Consider the following 16,595-nt stretch of genomic DNA (forward strand, 5'->3'; position numbering starts at 1 on the left):
TCGATCGAGGATCTCAGGGGAGGGAACGCCGTGGACGGGCCGAAAGGTTGGCCCTAGGCCGTCCCGAGCACCGCGCTCACCACGTCCCGGAACTCGCGCCACTCCCCCCGCTGCGTCGCGAGGGCCTGCTTCCCCCCGGTCGTCAGGCGGTAGGTGCGCCGGTCGCGCCCGGCCACGTTGGACCACTCGCTGCGCAGGTGCCCGGTGCGCTCCAGGCGGCGCAGGGCGGGGTAGACCGTGCCGGTGGGCAGATCGAGCGCGCCGTCGCTTCGGGCGCGCAGGGCTTCGATGATCGCGTAGCCGTGGAGGGGGCCGTCTTCGACGACGGAGAGGATCAAGGCGTCCAGGTGTCCGTGCAGCGAGCTCGCCTTCATAGGTAGCCAGTCTAGAGGTGTCAGAGCATGATCACCATACCGGGCTGTTATCAGCGCAGGTGAAAAGCATATTGGTGTGTAGGCGGGCGATATGTAGACTGGCGACATGTTGTCAAGTCATAGATGGGGTGGTGACGATGGGGGCGCTTGATCTGGCGCGTACCCAGTTCGCGCTCACCACGTCGATCCACTGGGTGTTCGTCCTGGTCACCCTCGGCCTGCTGGCCGCGCTGCTGTACTTCCAGACGCGCGCCACGCTCTCGCGCAAGCAGGAGAGCCGGGACCTGTACTTCCGCATGACCCGCTTCTGGGGCATGGCCTACGTGATCAACTACGCGCTGGGCATCGCCACGGGCATCGTCATGGAGTTCCAGTTCGGAACGCACTGGTCGGGCCTGTCGCACGTGGCCGGCGGGGTCTTCGGGGCGCCGCTGGCCCTGGAGACGATCATCGCGTTCACCGCCGAGTCGACCTTCCTCGCGCTGTGGATCTTCGGGTGGAACCGGATCCCGCGCGTGGCGCACCTGGTGGTGCTGTGGGTCGTGGCGATCACCGCCTACCTGTCGGCCTTCTGGGTCCTGGTCGCCAACGGCTGGATGCAGAACCCGGTCGGCTACGAGATGCGCGACGGGCGCGCGGTCCTGGTCGACGCCGGGGCGGTCTTCGCCAACCCGTCCACGTGGCACGCGTTCGGGCACATCCTCGGTGCGGCGCTCACCGTCGGCGGGACGGTCGTGCTGGGCGTGTCCGCCTGGCACCTGTTCCGCAAGCGCGGGACGCCGTTCTGGCTGCGCAGCTTCCGCACCGGCCTGGTGACGGCCTTCATCGGCCTCAACGTCATCCAGGCCACCGGCTTCCCGCAGCAGGACTTCGTGAAGGGCATCCAGCCGATGAAGTTCGGCGGGGACGCCGCCGACATGGTCGCCAGGTTCGGGCCCGGCGACTACACGCCCTGGGACGGCATCAGCGGCGTCATGGACGCCATGCAGGGCATCGGCAACGCCGGTTACGCGATCCTGCTGCTGGCGCTCCCGCTGGCCTTCGGCAAGCTCGCCGCGCGCGCCCGCTGGGCCATGCCGGTCCTGTGGATCTTCGTGCCGTTCCCGATCCTGGCGGCGATCTCGGGCTGGGTGTTCCGCGAGATGGGCCGCCAGCCGTGGATCGTCTACGGCGTGGAGAAGACCGCCGACGCCTTCAGCGGCGTCAGCGCCGGCGGCATGTGGGTGTCGCTGATCGGCTTCACGGCCGTCCTGGGGACGCTGCTGGTCACCGACTGGTGGCTGATCCTGCGGCACACCGTGCGCGGCCCGGTCAAGGACCCGTGGGTGCCCGACGCCGCCGCCGCTTCGGCTCCCGAGGAGCCCGTCCTGCTGGGAGGCGTTCGATGACCGGTCTCTGGTACGCCCTTCTGGGCCTGCTGTTCGCCGCCTACTTCGGCCTCGCCGGGCTCGACTACGGCGTGGGGATGCTGGCCCGCCACCTGGGCCGCGATGAGCGCGAGAAGCGCCTGGCGCTGGCCACCGTCGGCCCGTTCTTTCTGGGCAACGAGGTGTGGCTGGTCGCCGCGATCGGGGCGATGTTCGGCGCGTTCCCGCTGATGGAGGGTGAGTTCCTGGGTTCGCGCCCGGTGCTGTTCGCGGTCCTGCTGTGCGGGCTGGTCGCCTTCACCGCGGCGGTGCAGCTGCGCAGCCGCGGCAAGAACGTGGGCGCCTTCGACGCGGTCATCGCGCTGGGCGCGCTGGTCACCGTCATCGGCTGGGGCGCCGTGCTCGGCGAGGTCCTCCAGGACGACGGCGGCCTGCCCAACTGGTTCTCGCTGCTGTGCGGGCTGGTGCTGGCGGTGCTGGCGCTGCTGCACGGCGCGGCGTTCCTGGCCTGGCGGGGCACGCCGGAGCTGAAGGCGCGCGCCAAGGGCGTCCTGAGTGCCGGGACGCTCCCGGCGCTGATCGGCGTGGCACTGGTCACCGTGACGGGGATCTTCACCGTCGACGTGGCGCAGCCGATCGTGCTGATCGCGGGCGCGGTGGTCATCGCGGGCGCGGTCCTGCTGGCCGGTCGCTCCTCCCGCGCGGGCCTGGCGCTGACCGGCTCGGCGGCCGCGATCACGCTCCCGGTGCTGGTCATCGGCCTGGCGAAGCTGCCCTACGTCGCCGGTCACCTGACCGTGGCGCAGGCGGCGACCGGCGAGGACGCGCTGACGCTGCTCACCATCGCCGCCGCGCCGATGGTCCCCGTGCTGCTGGCCTTCCAGGCCGTCACATGGTGGCTGTGGCGACGCCGGGCGACGCCGCTCTTCTACTGACCTTCTACGAGCCGTAGGGTTTTAGCCGTGAGGCCCATCGACCCCCAGGCCATGAAGCGGCTGCCGGAGCTGCGCCGCTACCTGACGCTGACGGCCGTCACCGGCGCGGTGACGGCCGCCGCGATCGGCGTGCAGGCGTTCGCGCTGTCCGGCGTGCTCTCGCGCGCCGTGCAGGACGTGTCCCCAGAACTGCTGGGCGGGCTGGCGCTGGTGGCCGCCGCGTTCGGCGTCCGGGCCCTGCTGGCCTGGACGCACGGGCGCGTGGCCGCCCGCGCCGCCGCCGACGTCAAGGCGCGGCTGCGCGCGGAGGTCCTCGAAGGCGCCGCCGCGCGCGGCCCCCGCTGGCTGCGCGGGCGGCGCGGCGGCGAGACCGCCACCCTCGTCACCCGGGGCGTGGACGGGCTCGACGCCTACCTCACCGGCTACCTGCCGCAGCTCATGCTGGGCATGACGGTGCCGATCGCGGTCCTGGTGATGCTCTACGTCGCCGACCTGACCTCGGCGATCATCATCACCGTCACCGTGCCGCTCATCCCGATTTTCGGGATCCTCGTCGGCTGGCACACCAAGGCCAAGACCGAGAAACAGTGGCGCCTCCTCTCCCGCCTGGGCGGTCACTTCCTGGACGTGGTGGCCGGCCTGGCCACCCTCAAGGTCGCCGGTCGCGCCGCCGCGCAGGCCAAGGCCGTGCGCGAGGTCGCCGACCGCTACCGGGGCGCGACCATGTCCACCCTGCGCGTGGCGTTCCTGTCCGCGCTGGTCCTCGAACTGGTCGCCACCGTCTCCGTCGCCCTGGTCGCCGTCCCCATCGGACTGCGCCTGGCCGACGGCACCTTCGACCTGCGGACGGCGTTCTTCGTCCTGCTGCTGGCGCCCGAGGCGTTCCTCCCGCTGCGCGCCATGGGCACGCAGTTCCACGCCAGCCAGGAGGGCCTGGCCGCGATGCGGGAGGCCCTCGACGTCAAGCCCGAACCCGAACCCGCCCGGCGCGCGCTGCCGGAGGGCCCGTTCCAGACCATCGCCTTCGAGGACGTCACCGTCGAATACCCGGGCGTCAAGGCCCTCGACGGCGCCACCTTCACCGTCACCGCCGGTGAACGCGTCGCCCTCATCGGCCCCTCGGGCGCGGGCAAGACCACGGTCCTGGCCGTGCTCCTCGGATTCGTCACCCCCTCCTCCGGCCGTGTCCTCATCGATGGACACGACCTCGCCGAACTCGACGCCGACGACTGGCGCGCCCGCCTGGGCTGGGTGCCGCAGCGCGCTCACCTGTTCGCCGGGACCGTCGCCGACAACATCCGCCTCGGCGACCCGGACGCGCCGATCGGCCGGGTCCGCGAAGCGGCCATATCGGCCGACGCCGGATTCATCGACACATTGCCCGACGGGTACGACACTTCCCTCGGCGACCGCGGCGTGGGCCTGTCCGCCGGTCAGTCCCGCCGCCTGGCGCTGGCCCGCGCGTTCCTCCGCGACGCGCCCCTGCTCCTGCTCGACGAACCCACCGCCAGCCTCGACGGCCACAGCGAAGCCGCCGTCACCACCGCCACCGCCCGCCTCGCCGAGGGCCGCACCGCCCTCATCGTCGCCCACCGCCCCGCCCTGCTCGAACACGCCGACCGCGTCCTGCGCGTGGCCGACGGGCGCGTGGCCGAACTCGAAGTGACGCCCATGCCCGAGGTGACGACGTGAGCGAACTGCTGATCCTGCGGCTCATCCGCCGCCACCTGCCCCGCGTCGCCCTGGCCGCCCTGGTGTCGGTGGGCGCCGAACTCGCCGGGATCGGCCTCATCGCCACCGCCACCTGGCTGCTGGCCCGCGCCGCCCAGCAGCCCCCGCTGACCGCGCTCACCGTGGCCATCGTCGCCGTCCGCGCCCTGGCCATCGGCCGCGGCGGACTGCGCTACCTGGAACGCCTCGCCGGGCACGACGCCGTCCTGCGCGCCCTCGCCGAGCTGCGCGCCCGCGTCTACGCCGCCCTCACCCCCCTGGCGCCGGCCGGGCTGCGGAACCTGCGCGGCGGCGACCTGCTCACCCGCTTCGTGGCCGACGTCGACGCCGTCCAGGACCTGCTCCTGCGCTGCCTGCTGCCCGCCGCGACCGCGCTTGTCACCACCGCCGCCGTCCTGGTGTTCGTGGGCGCCTTCTCGCCCCTGGCCGCGCTCGTCGTCCTCGGCGGCGCGCTCATCGCCGGTGTGTTCCTGCCGTGGCTGGCCGGGCGCCTCGCGCGCGCCTCCGCCCGCCGCACCGCCCAGGCCCGCGCCGACCTGTCCACCGCCACCGTCGACCTCGTCCACGGCGCCGCCGACCTCACCGCCTACGGCGCCGCCGGGCGCAAGGTCGCCGAGGCCACCGCCATCGCCGGCGACCTCGCCGCCGCCGAACGCCACGGCTCGGCCGTCGCCGCCCTCGTCGGCGCGATCGGCCTGGCCACCCAGGGCGCGGCCGTCATCGGCGTCCTCCTCGCCGCGCGGGCCACCGGCGGCATCGACCCGATCATGATCGCGGTCCTCTCACTGACCACCCTCGCCGCGTTCGAGGTGCTGCTGCCGCTCACCGCCGCCGCCCGCCGCCTCCAGGAGGTGCGCGCCTCCGCGACCCGCCTGGCCGCCATCCTGGACGCCGCGCCACCCGTCCCCGACCCCGCCACGCCCGCCGAGGCCCCCACCGCGCCCGTCACCCTCACCCTCAGCGCCGCCCGCCCCGTCATCCCCGGCCGCGTCGCCGGTGACGGCGGCACCGACCTCGTCCTCGCCCCCGGCCACCGCGTGGCCGTCGTCGGGCCCTCCGGCGCGGGCAAGTCCATGCTGCTGGCCGCCCTCGTCCGCTTCGCCGAACACACCGGCGGCATCACCCTCAACGGCGTCGACATCGCCGACCTGCGCGGCGACGACGTCCGCCACCTGGTCTCCGGCGCCCTCTCCGACGCGCACGTCTTCCACGCCAGCATCGAGGAGAACCTGCGCGTGGCCTCGCCCCAGGCGTCCCCCGAGGCCGTCACCGCCGCGCTCACCGCCGCCGGGCTCGCCACCTGGACCGAGAGCCTCCCCAATGGCCTGGCCACCATCGTCGGCGAGGACGGCGACCAGATGTCCGGCGGACAGCGCCAGCGCCTCCTCCTCGCCCGCGCCCTGCTCGCCGACCCGCCCGTCCTGCTCCTCGACGAACCCACCGAGGGCCTCGACCCCGCCACCGCCGACGCCGTGCTCGCCGACGTCATGGCCGCCACCCCCAGCCGCTCGGTGCTCCTGGTGACGCACCGCCTGCGCGGGCTGGAGGCCGTCGACGAGATCCTGGTGCTGGACGACGGGCGCGTCACCGAACGCGGGACGCACGCCGCGCTCATCGAGCGCGGCGGGTACTACGCCGAACTGTGGGCCTCGCAGGAACTGGCCGAGGGACGCTACGCCGCCCTCTGATCACCACCGGTCGCGCGGCGGGGCCGGCACCGGGGGGTTCTGCGGGGCGGGCCGCCGCTCGCCGGAGCTCCGGAACGACTGCAACAGCGCCGAGGCCGGTGAGTCCCGCTTCTCCGGCGCGAACGGCACCCCGCTGCGCAGCGCCCGCGCGCCCACGACCAGCATCTCGCCGAGCAGGCCGACGCCGATGGACAGCGTCATCTGCCGCGCCTCGGCGTGCATCCCGCCGACCTTGGTGGCCAGCAGCCCGAACCCCCCGTTGACCGCCAGCGAGAGCACCCACACCACGACCGTCCCGGCCGTGTACTTCTGCCACAGCACGCCCTCCCTGCGGAACAGCACCAGCGTCCCACCGCGGATCGCGCCCATCACCACGCCCAGCAGCCCGCCGCCGACGATCCACGCGATGTCGCGGGCGTCCACGAGGTCGAGTTTCGTCAGCTCGTAGACCGCGATCCCGCACAGGATCACCGGCGGCCCGCACAGGTCCCTCGCGTTCAGCGGCTCGCCGCGGAAGCGCTTCACGATCAGCGCGATCACCGCGACCACGATCAGCGCCGTCATCCACCAGGACATCAGAACTCCTTTATTTGGCACGCTCGTGCTAAATAACGTAGCACAGTCGTGCTATAAAAAGCCATGCCCAAGATCGTGGACCCCGAGGAGCGCCGCCGCCTCGTCGCCGCCGCCGTCTTCCGCGTCGTGCGCCGCGACGGCATCGAACGCGCGACCCTCAAGGCCATCGCCGCCGAGGCCGGACTCGCCGTCGGCTCCGTCCGGCACTACTTCACCTCCCACGACGAGCTCATGCTCTTCGCGATGAACGAGATGGTCGACGGCGTCACCGCCCGCGTCCTCGAACACGCCGAGACCCTCAAACGGCCCGCGCCCGTCGCCGACCGCATGGCCCGCGCGGAGCAGCTCCTCGCCGAGTTCCTGCCCCTCGACGAACGCCGCATGGACGAAGTCGTCGTCTGGCTGGAATTCGCCGTCGCCGCCCGCACCCGCCCCGAGCTGGCCACCCACGTCCGCAGACTGCATGACGGCGAGCGCATGATCGTGCGCCGCGTGCTCGGGCGCGCCGAGGAGTCGGGACGGCTGCGCCCCGGGCTCGACCTGGACCTGGAGGCGGAGCGCCTGTGCGCCGTCCTCGACGGCCTGGCCGTGGCGGCGGCGCTACGGCCGGAGGCGCACGACCCGGAACGGTCGATGGGGGTATTGAGGACGCACCTGGCGGGGCTGAGCGTGGAGGGTTTAGCGGAGGATCACTCCGTGTCGTAGTGCCACACCGCGAACACCGCGCAGGCCACGTCGAGCGCGATGGCGAACGCCTGCAGACCGCAGCAGAGCGGCGCGAAGAGCAGCCCAGGCGGGCCCTGGAACACCGGGATCAGCCCCACCGCGAGCGCCACGGCCGCCGCGAGGCCGCTCCAGCCCAGAAACGCGATGGGGGCTTTCAGCCGCACGCCCAACGCGAGCGCGCCCCCGGCGATGACGGCGGCGGCACTGGCGAAAACCATCACCCAGCCGGCCGCGGGCACAGGCCGCGCCCAGGGTGTCAGCGCGAGCACCGGGACGGCGGCCAGGAGCGTTCCCCCACCGGCGGTGGCGGCGACCGTGCGCGTCCTCAGGTAACTGTCGGAGTCGGGTACCCGGATCCGCGTGGGTACCGGCTCGGGACGCGGCGATTCGGGTTCGGGCATGGGGCACCTCCATCGACCCCCGCCGGGCAACGGGCGTCCCCCGCAACCTAAGCCCCACGCGTCCCACCACGCTCCGGAATGTGCGCGGGCACACCTACCCGGGCCGCCGGGAACTTTCCAGCGGCCACCGACGACAATCCCGACGTGACCAAACCCCGGCTCATCCTCGCGGCCCTCGCCGCGGCCTTCGCCTTCGTCCTGGTGACCGCGACTCCCGCCTCGGCGCACGCGCGTCTGCTGTCCTCCGACCCGAAGGACGGCGCCGCGCTGGCCACCGCGCCCAAGCAGGCGGTCCTGGAGTTCTCCGAGCGCCTGGACGCCAAGTCCACGCAGATCGCGGTGACCGACTCCTCCGGCGGCGTCGTCCCGTCCTCGCCGTTCACCGTGGACGGCCAGAAGCTCACCCAGCCGCTGTCGCTGACGGTGGCCGGCACCTACACGATCGGGTACCGCCTGGTCTCCGAGGACGGCCACCGCGTCGACGGGAAGCTGACCTTCTCGGTGCAGACCGGCACGACCCCCAGCGAGGCCGCCTCGGCGGGGACGTCGCCGTCGGGCACGGTCCCCTCGCCGCTGAAGTCGGAGGTCAAGTCGACCGCCGACCAGATCGCCGAGACCTCCGGCACCACCATCTGGTGGATCGCCGGTGCCGTCGCGCTCGCCGTCGGCCTCTTCGTCGCGGTCAGCGCCATGCGCAAGAGGAACGCCCGCCGGCCGTGAGACGCTCGCCGCGCGAGGCACCCCCGGGGGAAGCGGCCGCTCCCCCCGGGAGCACCATCAATGCCGTGACCGACGCCGCGCCCGCCCGCCGTCCGCTGCCCGTGTGGCCGCTCGCCGGAGCCCTCGTCGCGGCCGTCGTGGTCGCGGCGGTGGCGCTGCGGCTGGGCGGCGGCGTCCGCATCGTCGAGGTCCCGGGACTGCCGACCGCCGACCCGGTGGTGGCGTGGCTGCTGCCGGTCGCCAAGCTCGTCGGCGACCTCTCCGCGGCCCTCACCATCGGGTGCCTCGTCGCGGCGGCGTTCTTCGTGCGCAGCGCCGACGGGCGCATCGGCGCGCAGGCCTACCGCTGGCTGCGCGTGGGCGCGCTGTCGGGCGCGCTGTGGGTCGCCGCGTCGCTGGTGATCCTGCCCGCCAACTACGCCGACCTGATGGCCTGGCCCCTGTCGAACGTGACGACCGAGGGCCTGTGGAGCTTCATCGTCGACACCGAGAACGGCACCGCCTACGCCCTCACCGCGTTCCTGGCGCTGCTGGCGGCCGTCATCGCCGGGCGCACGTTCACCGTCACCGGCGCCGCGGTCGCCGCGATCCTGGCGATCCTGGCCGTCCTCCCGCCGGTCTTCACCGGCCACTCCGCGGCCTCGGGCAACCACCAGATCGCGGTGGACTCGATGGTCCTGCACGTCGTCGGCGCCGCCCTGTGGGTCGGCGGCCTGGCCGCGCTGCTGCTCGCCCGCCGCGACCGCGCCGAGGTCGCCGCCCGCTACAGCCGCCTCGCGCTCGCCTGCTTCGGCGCGGTGGCCCTGTCCGGCGTCATCAACGCCGCCACCCGCATCGAATCCCTCGACTACCTCGCCACCACCGACTACGGACGCGAGGTCACCCTCAAGGCGCTCGCCCTCATCGTCCTGGGCGCCGTCGGCTACTGGCACCGCGCCCACACCCTCCCGAAGGTCGGCGAGACGAACGCGTTCCGCCGCCTGGCCGCCGCCGAGCTCGTCGTCATGGGCGCCACCTTCGGACTCGCCGTCGCCCTCGGCCGCACACCCCCACCGCCGACCGCCCCCCGCGACGAGACCGCCGCGCGCTCGCTGCTCGGCTTCGACCTGCCCGGCCCGGTCAGCGCCAAGGCGATCCTGGTCGACTGGTACCCCGAGATCATCGTCTGCACCGTCGCGCTCACCGCGATCACGCTGTACCTGCTGGGCGTGCGCCGCCTGCGCAAACGCGGCGACGCGTGGTCGGCGGTCCGCACCGCCCTGTGGATCGCCGGCTGGTGCCTGGCGATCTTCGTGACCTCCTCGGGCATGGGCCGCTACGGGATGGTGCTGTTCAGCATCCACATGGTCCAGCACATGACGATCAACATGCTGGTGCCGATCCTGCTGGTCCTGTCGGCGCCCATCACCCTCGCGCTGCGCGCCCTCAAACCCGTCCGGGACGGCCGGGGCCCGCGCGAATGGCTCACGCTGGTCCTGCACTCCAAGCCCGTCAAGTTCGTCTCGCACCCGCTGATCGCGCTGGGCATCTACGTGGCCTCGCTGTACATGATGTACTTCACCGGCCTGTTCTACTGGGCGATGAAGTCGCACGCCGGGCACCTGATGATGCTCGCGCACTTCCTGGCCGCCGGGAGCCTGTTCTTCTGGCTGCTCATCGGCCCCGACCCGGCCCCCCGCAACATCCCCTACCCCGCGCGCGTCCTGATGATGTTCGTCGCGGTCGCCTTCCACGCCATCTTCGGGCTCACCGTCATGCAGTCCACCGACCTGCTGGCCGCCGACTGGTACAACGCCCTCGGCCGCACCTGGGGCGACACCCCCATGGCCGACCAGCGCGCCGGTGGCGGCATCGCCTGGGCCTTCGGCGAGGCCCCCAGCCTCGTCGTCCTCGTCGCGCTCCTCGCCCAGTGGTCGAAGAGCGAGGACAAGGAGGCCCGCCGCCTCGACCGGGCCGCCAAGCGCGCGCAGGAGACCGGGCGGCCCGAAGAGGACCCGCACGAGGTCTATAACGCCTACCTGGCGGAGCTGGCGGAGAAGGACCGCGCGGCGGGGCTGCGGGACTGAGGCCGACGGCCCCGGGACACGCGCCCGGGGGAGCGGCGGCGATGCCGACCGGGCGCTCGCCCATCGCCGGTTCCAGGCCGGGACGGTGATGCCGCGCGGACCGGGTGAGGACCCGGCCCGCGCCCGCCTCCGTGAGCGCGGAAACGGCGCGCCGGGTGCGCTCGGCGGCCACGAGGGACTCTCGTGGTGTCGTGTGGTGCGCGCCGGTGATGAGCCGTGTGACGCGGCCGGAGGCGATCGCGCCGAGCGGTATCGGGTGGACCTTCGCCCCGGCCACCGGCCACTGTGGACCGGCGGGAACGGCACGACCCGGTGCCCGACCGTCATGCGCGCGAGCACGGCGGGTCTCTCCGCGAGTCAAGGTGACATCGAGCCGTACTCGCCGCCTTGAACGTGCCGTGCATCCGGGCTCGCCGAGGAGGCGGCTCCAGGCGGGTGAGGCGCCGGAAGAGGCCCGGACGGCTCCACGGGCCGTGCACAGGCGCGCTTCCATGCGGCGAGCGTGGGCCGTGTCGTGCCCGCGTGACGGTGAACGGGCCTGAGGGGGCGCATTGCCCGTGCCGGTTCGGGGAGCCTCGCGGTGGAGCCGGTGACCGGTCACCGCGAGCTCGCATCGACGGCCGGAGTGGCGAGTGTGGGTCGTCTCGCGCCCGTGCCGAGGGGGCACATCGTCCGTACCGGCTCGCGGAACCTCGCGGCGGAGCCGGTGACCGGCCATCGCGAGCTCGCACCGGCGGCCGGAGCGGCACGCCGGTCACCCCACGCCGATCACCCCACACCGGCCCCCCGGCCGCCTCTAGCGCGGGTTCACCCGCCGTCCCGGATCGGGTTCCTTGCGCCACCCCGCCAGGCGGGGCACGCGCGCCTCGCCGCCGATGACCTCGTCGCGGTCCCGCGCGCGGCCACGTGCGTAGGCCGCCTCGTAGGCGTTCTTGCCCAGCAGGGCACGCGCGGCCTCCACCGTCTCGGCCACGTCGGGTGAGGACCGGTCGGGCATGCCCCGGACCAGGTGCGCCTCGCCCAGCAGCTCCGCCGCGCGCACGGACTCACCGCGCGCCTGCGCCAGGGCCGCGGCGGCCTCGATCGCCTGCGAGACGATCGGCCCGTCACCGGTGGCCGAGGACAGCTCCCGCGACTCGGCCAGCGCCGCGTCGGCGGTCTCCAGGTCGCCCAGGACCAGCGCCAGCCGTGCCCGGGCCGTGGCGTGCAGCGCCTGGAGATGCGGCGGACCGGCGCACAGGTCCAGCGAGGGTTCCACGTCTCGCAGCGCTTCGGCGGCCTGCTCGAAGCGCCCTTCACGGCGGTGGACGTCGGAGAGGAACACCCCGGCGTGGACGACGTTATTGTGCTCGGCGACTCCCCGTGCCGCCGCCAGTGCCCGCTTCAGGGCGTCCACGTCGCCCTGCGCGCGGCGGACGTGCAGCTGCGAGAAGCCCGGGTCGGCGCCCAGTTCGTCCTCGGCGGTGATGGCGCGCGCGTACAGCGCGGTGGCGACCTCGCGCTCGCCGCGCCACATGGCCATGTCGGCCTGCTCGGCGAGCACGAAGGACAGCCCCCAGCGGTCGCCGTTGACGCCGTAGATCTCGGCGGCCGTGGCGAGGCGCTCGGCGGCGGTGTCGAGGTCGCCGAGGTTGATGAGCAGCGCGCCCTGGAAGCAGTTGACGGTGGCGCGCATCCACGGGTCGGGGTCGTCGCGCATGGGTTCGGTATCGCGGATGGCGGTGGCGTCCTGCTGGCACATGACGACCACGGTCATGTCGACCAGCCGCAGCAGCGGGTGGGCGGCGCGCAGGCCGTGGGCGTCGCGGATCTCGCGGGCCTTGTGCATGTAGGCGAGGATGTGCCCGGCGTCGGGTTCGGCGTCGAAGGCGTGGAAGGCCCCGACGGCGTTGACCACGGCCCGGTGCAGCGGTGCGGCCTCGCCGTCCATGCGGAGGGCCTCGGTGGCCATCTGCGCGCCCTCGACGCGTCGTCCCCGCAGCCACCAGTACCAGCCGAGCGCGGCGACGACGCGCAGGGCGATGTCGGCGCGGCCCTCACGGACGCCCCAGCGGTAGGCGGCCATCAGGTTCTCGTACTCGTGGGTGATGAGGTCGAGCGCGGTGAGCTGTTCCCCGGTGCGCAGCACCGGCTCCAGCCGCTCGGCGAGGGCGATGTGGTGGAGGGCGTGGCGTTCGTGGACGGGGACGGTCAGCCGCTCGGCCGCGTACTCCCGGATGGTCTCCAGGAGCCGGTACCGGCCGTCGGCACTGTGAACAACGAGCGACTTGTCGACCAGTGACGCCAGCGCGTCGAGCGGGTCGTCGTCGGTGACCGCCTCGACGGCGTCCAGCGTCGCGCCGCCGGCGAAGACCGACAGGCGCGCGAGGAGGTCGCGCTCGGCGTCGTCGAGCAGCTCCCAGCTCCAGTCGACCACCGCGCGCAGGGTGCGGTGCCGGGGCAGCGCGGTGCGGTCGCCGCCGGTGAGGACCCGGAAGCGCGCGTCGAGGCGCGCGGCGAGCTCGGCGGGCGTCATGGACCGCAGGCGCGCGGCGGCCAGCTCGATGGCCAGCGGCAGCCCGTCCAGGCGGGCGCAGATCTCGTTGACGGCGGCGCGGTTGGCGCCCTCGACGGTGAAGTCGGGCCGGGCGGCGCGGCCGCGCTCGGCGAGCAGCCGCACGGCGTCGGCGGACGCCAGGGGCGCCACCGGGTAGAGGGTCTCGCCGTTGAGGCCGAGGGGCTCGCGGCTGGTGGCCAGGACGCGCACGCCCGGGCATTCGGCGAGCAGCCGCGCGGTGATCGCGGCGGCGGCGTCGATGAGGTGCTCGCAGTTGTCCAGCACCAGCAGGACGCGTTTGGTGCGCAGCGCGTTGATGAGGCGCGTGACCGGCTCGGAGGCCGGGGTGGGCGCGGTCCGCCGGGCGTAGGCGGTGTCGGTGAGGTCGAGGGCGGTCAGCAGCGCCGAGGGCACCTCGGCGGGGTCGGCGATGGGCGCCAGCTCGACCAGGCGGACGTCGCCGCTGTCCCCGGCGGCGGTCTGGAGGGCCAGGCGGGTCTTGCCCGCGCCGCCGGGCCCGGTGAGGGTGATCAGCCGCGAGGGGATGCCGCGCAGCGCGGTCAGGTCGTCGTCGCGGCCGATGAAGGAGGTGAGCACGGCCGGGAGGTTGTCGCGGCGGGGCGCGGCCTGCCCGCGCAGGACCGCCTTGTGGACCTCGGTGAGCACCGGCGACGGGTCGACGCCCAGCTCCTCGGCGAGGTGCCCGCGGGTGGTCTCGAAGACCTGGAGGGCCTCGGCCTGCCGCCCGGCGGCGGCCAGCCCCCGCATGAGCTGCGCCTGCGCGCGCTCCGACAGGGGGTGCGCGGCGGCGCGCGCGTGCAGCGTGGAGAGGTCGGCGCGGCCGAGGGCCAGCTCGGCCTCGGCGAGGTCGAGCCCGGCTTCCTCACGGCGCAGGGTCAGTGCGGTGGCGGTCTCGGCGGCGACCTCTTCGAGGGCGTCGGGACGCTCGCCGCGCCACAGCTCCCGCGCCCGGCGCAGGACCGCCGCAGCGGTGTCGTGGTCCCCGGACTCCAGGTGCGCGCGGCCCTCGGCGGCCAGCGCGGTGAACCGGTGGGCGTCGACGGCCTCCGGCGGCAGGCCGAGGCGGTAGCCGAAGGGCCCGGAGGCGATCAGGTCGCGGTCGCGCAGGGCGGTCCGCAGGCGGGAGACGGCGGACTGGACGGTGTTGGCCGCGACCGGGGCGTCCGGCCACAGCGCGGCCGCGATGCGGTCGGCCGAGACCCACTGCCCCGCCTCGGCGGCGAGTAGCGAGAGGAGGCCGCGCGGACGTGCCCCGGTGACCGGGATCGCGCGGCCTTCGTCGTCGGTCGCTTCGAGCGGCCCGAGGACTGCTATCAACATGACGCCATTATGCCGTCAGCATTCAATCACGTTGACGGCAAGCCCTCCTCGCGCGGTCTCCTTGTACTTGACCTTCATGTCCGCGCCGGTCTCGCGCATCGTCTTGATCACCTTGTCCAGCGACACGTGGTGCTCGCCGTCCCCCCGCAGCGCCATGCGCGCGGCGGTGATCGCCTTGATCGAGGCCACCGCGTTGCGCTCGATGCACGGGATCTGCACCAGGCCGCCCACCGGGTCGCAGGTCAGCCCGAGATTGTGCTCCATGGCGATCTCGGCGGCGTTCTCCACCTGCGCCGGCGTCCCGCCCAGGACCTCGGTGAGCCCGGCGGCGGCCATCGAGCACGCCGAGCCGACCTCACCCTGGCAGCCCACCTCGGCGCCGGAAATCGAGGCGTTCTCCTTGAACAGCACGCCGATCGCGGCGGCGGTCAGCAGGAAGCGCACCACGCCCTCGTCGGAGGCGCCCGGCACGAACCGCCAGTAGTAGTGCAGCACCGCCGGGACGATGCCCGCCGCGCCGTTGGTCGGGGCGGTCACCACCCGTCCGCCGGCGGCGTTCTCCTCGTTGACGGCGAGGGCGAACAGCGTCACCCAGTCCATCACCCGCAGCGGATCGGTCGCGTAGATCTCCGCCTGGAGGTCCCGGTGCATCCCCGCCGCCCGGCGCGGCACCTTCAGCCCGCCCGGCAGGACGCCCTCGGTGGCCACGCCCGTGCGCACGCACTCGCGCATGACGTCCCAGATGTGCAGCAGGCCCGAACGCACGTCGGCCTCCGAACGCCACGACAGCTCATTGGCCATCATCACGCCCGAGATCGGTAGGCCCGTCGCCTTCGTGATCGCCAGCAGCTCACCGCCGGTCTTGAAGGGGTGGGCGACCGGGGTGTCGTCCTCCTTGATGGGCGGGGCGTCGGTGCCGCCGGTGTCGTTGACGACGAAACCGCCGCCCACCGAGTAGTAGGTCCGCTCGCGCAGGACCGCGCCATCGGCGCCCACGGCCCGGAACGTCATCCCGTTCGGGTGGTAGGGGAGGGCCTTGCGGCGGTGCAGGACCAGGTCCCGCCGCTCATCGAAGCCGACCTCGTGCGTCCCCATCAGGCTGATGCGCTTCGCCACCCGCACGGCGGCCACGCGCTCGCCCACGGCGGCGGTGTCCACCGTCTCGGGGTCCTCGCCCATCAGGCCGAGGAGTACCGCCTTGTCGGAGCCGTGCCCGTGCCCCGTGGCCCCCAGCGAGCCGAAGAGCTCGGCGCGGACACCGTCGACCTGCGCCAGGAGGCCGTCGGCCTTCAGGCCGGCGACGAACATGTGGGCGGCCCTCATCGGTCCCACGGTGTGGGAACTCGACGGGCCGATACCGACCTTGAAGAGGTCGAAGACGCTGATCACTGCTGGCTCGCTCCTTAGGCCCTCGGGTTCGCGCCGACCGCGTTGTCGGGTGCCCGGGCGCATCAAGCGTAAACGCCGATCTTGGCGGGTGAGGGGCGGTGTGACGCGGGCCGTTCGCTGATTGACGCGGCGTTCATCTGGTGGGACGCGCGTGGTTCACCGCGGGATCGACTCCAGGACGATGACCGCGCCGATGACCATGAAGACCACCGGGACCATCCACTCACCGTAGCGCTCCACGACGGCGATGACCCGCTCGTGCGAACCCAGCCACGACGCCGCCAGGCACCACACCGCCACGCCCACCGCGAACACCGCGACGGTCACCGCGCTCGGCCACGCGCCGATGGAGCGGAAGACCGGGGTGTAGACCGAGATGTTGTCCGCGCCGTTGGCCAGCGTCACACCGGCCACCGCGAGCAGCCCACCGGCCACCGGCTTCGGCTCGTCCCCGCCGCCGCCGCGGCGCCGGATCGCCCCGATCAGCCCCCGCACCCCGAGCGCGAACGGCACCAGCCCGAGCAGCCCCACCCACCGGTCCGGGACGATCGTCAGGCCCAGCGCGGCCACGCCCGAGATCGCCACCAGGGCCGCGATGCCCGCGTACTGCCCGGCCCAGATGTGCCACGCCCTGGGGCGTCCCGTGGCCCGCGAGGACAGGAACAGGACGGTGAGCACGATGATGTCGTCGATGTTGGTCCCGGCGAACATGCCCGCCGCCGCCCCGATGGTGCCGCCCATGGAC

The 16,595-nt window shown here is 73.5% G+C and carries 13 protein-coding genes; 7 read left to right on the forward strand and 6 right to left on the reverse strand.

The window, feature by feature from the left end:
• Nucleotides 1–53 precede the first annotated feature (53 nt).
• Nucleotides 54–374, reverse strand: coding sequence for a PadR family transcriptional regulator (locus QSK10_RS28090; protein WP_285666182.1), 321 nt, complete (start codon nucleotides 372–374; stop codon nucleotides 54–56).
• Between the two features lie 137 nt (nucleotides 375–511).
• Between QSK10_RS28090 and QSK10_RS28095 the strand changes: the two genes are divergently transcribed.
• The 4 genes from QSK10_RS28095 to cydC are packed head-to-tail and all read left to right on the forward strand — an operon-like array spanning nucleotide 512 to nucleotide 6,095.
• Nucleotides 512–1,762: a cytochrome ubiquinol oxidase subunit I gene (locus QSK10_RS28095; protein ID WP_285666183.1), complete on the forward strand. Its 1,251-nt coding sequence runs from the start codon at nucleotides 512–514 to the stop codon at nucleotides 1,760–1,762.
• Complete coding sequence (locus QSK10_RS28100) at nucleotides 1,759–2,676, forward strand: cytochrome d ubiquinol oxidase subunit II (RefSeq protein WP_285666184.1); 918 nt, start codon at nucleotides 1,759–1,761, stop codon at nucleotides 2,674–2,676. Before QSK10_RS28095 ends, QSK10_RS28100 begins: the two co-directional genes overlap by 4 nt.
• A 51-nt stretch (nucleotides 2,677–2,727) precedes the next feature.
• A complete protein-coding gene (cydD, locus tag QSK10_RS28105) occupies nucleotides 2,728–4,368 on the forward strand; it encodes a thiol reductant ABC exporter subunit CydD (protein WP_285666447.1) in 1,641 nt (546 codons plus the stop codon).
• Nucleotides 4,365–6,095 carry a thiol reductant ABC exporter subunit CydC gene (gene cydC / locus QSK10_RS28110; protein ID WP_285666185.1) on the forward strand — a complete coding sequence of 577 codons (1,731 nt, stop codon included), beginning with the start codon at nucleotides 4,365–4,367 and terminating at the stop codon, nucleotides 6,093–6,095. The genes cydD and cydC overlap by 4 nt, the downstream gene beginning before the upstream one ends.
• Here the strand turns inward: cydC and QSK10_RS28115 are convergent, their stop codons facing one another.
• The gene (locus QSK10_RS28115; protein ID WP_285666186.1) at nucleotides 6,096–6,671 is read right to left on the reverse strand and encodes a DUF1453 domain-containing protein; all 576 of its coding nucleotides are present in this window, start codon (nucleotides 6,669–6,671) and stop codon (nucleotides 6,096–6,098) included.
• Between the two features lie 63 nt (nucleotides 6,672–6,734).
• Between QSK10_RS28115 and QSK10_RS28120 the strand changes: the two genes are divergently transcribed.
• Complete coding sequence (locus tag QSK10_RS28120; RefSeq protein ID WP_285666188.1) at nucleotides 6,735–7,376, forward strand: TetR/AcrR family transcriptional regulator; 642 nt, start codon at nucleotides 6,735–6,737, stop codon at nucleotides 7,374–7,376.
• Here QSK10_RS28120 and QSK10_RS28125 read toward each other — a convergent pair.
• Nucleotides 7,361–7,798 (reverse strand): hypothetical protein, encoded by a 438-nt coding sequence (locus tag QSK10_RS28125; RefSeq protein ID WP_285666190.1) that lies wholly within the window; start codon nucleotides 7,796–7,798, stop codon nucleotides 7,361–7,363. The two genes, QSK10_RS28120 and QSK10_RS28125, sit on opposite strands and share 16 nt — an antisense overlap.
• 144 nt (nucleotides 7,799–7,942) lie before the next feature.
• Between QSK10_RS28125 and QSK10_RS28130 the strand changes: the two genes are divergently transcribed.
• Both QSK10_RS28130 and QSK10_RS28135 read left to right on the forward strand, forming a co-directional pair.
• Nucleotides 7,943–8,518 carry a copper resistance CopC family protein gene (locus QSK10_RS28130; RefSeq protein WP_285666191.1) on the forward strand — a complete coding sequence of 192 codons (576 nt, stop codon included), beginning with the start codon at nucleotides 7,943–7,945 and terminating at the stop codon, nucleotides 8,516–8,518.
• A gap of 65 nt (nucleotides 8,519–8,583) precedes the next feature.
• The gene (locus QSK10_RS28135) at nucleotides 8,584–10,584 is read left to right on the forward strand and encodes a bifunctional copper resistance protein CopD/cytochrome c oxidase assembly protein (protein WP_285666192.1); all 2,001 of its coding nucleotides are present in this window, start codon (nucleotides 8,584–8,586) and stop codon (nucleotides 10,582–10,584) included.
• A gap of 796 nt (nucleotides 10,585–11,380) precedes the next feature.
• Here the strand turns inward: QSK10_RS28135 and QSK10_RS28140 are convergent.
• The 3 genes from QSK10_RS28140 to QSK10_RS28150 form a co-directional block, all read right to left on the reverse strand.
• A complete protein-coding gene (locus QSK10_RS28140) occupies nucleotides 11,381–14,461 on the reverse strand; it encodes an ATP-binding protein (RefSeq protein ID WP_285666193.1) in 3,081 nt (1,026 codons plus the stop codon).
• A 15-nt stretch (nucleotides 14,462–14,476) separates the two neighbouring features.
• The gene (locus QSK10_RS28145) at nucleotides 14,477–15,850 is read right to left on the reverse strand and encodes an L-serine ammonia-lyase (protein ID WP_285666194.1); all 1,374 of its coding nucleotides are present in this window, start codon (nucleotides 15,848–15,850) and stop codon (nucleotides 14,477–14,479) included.
• A 156-nt stretch (nucleotides 15,851–16,006) separates the two neighbouring features.
• Nucleotides 16,007–16,591: a cadmium resistance transporter gene (locus tag QSK10_RS28150; RefSeq protein WP_285666195.1), complete on the reverse strand. Its 585-nt coding sequence runs from the start codon at nucleotides 16,589–16,591 to the stop codon at nucleotides 16,007–16,009.
• Nucleotides 16,592–16,595: the final 4 nt, after the last annotated feature.

The sequence above is a fragment of the Actinorhabdospora filicis genome (genome assembly GCF_030269765.1).
Classification (GTDB): domain Bacteria; phylum Actinomycetota; class Actinomycetes; order Mycobacteriales; family Micromonosporaceae; genus Actinorhabdospora; species Actinorhabdospora filicis.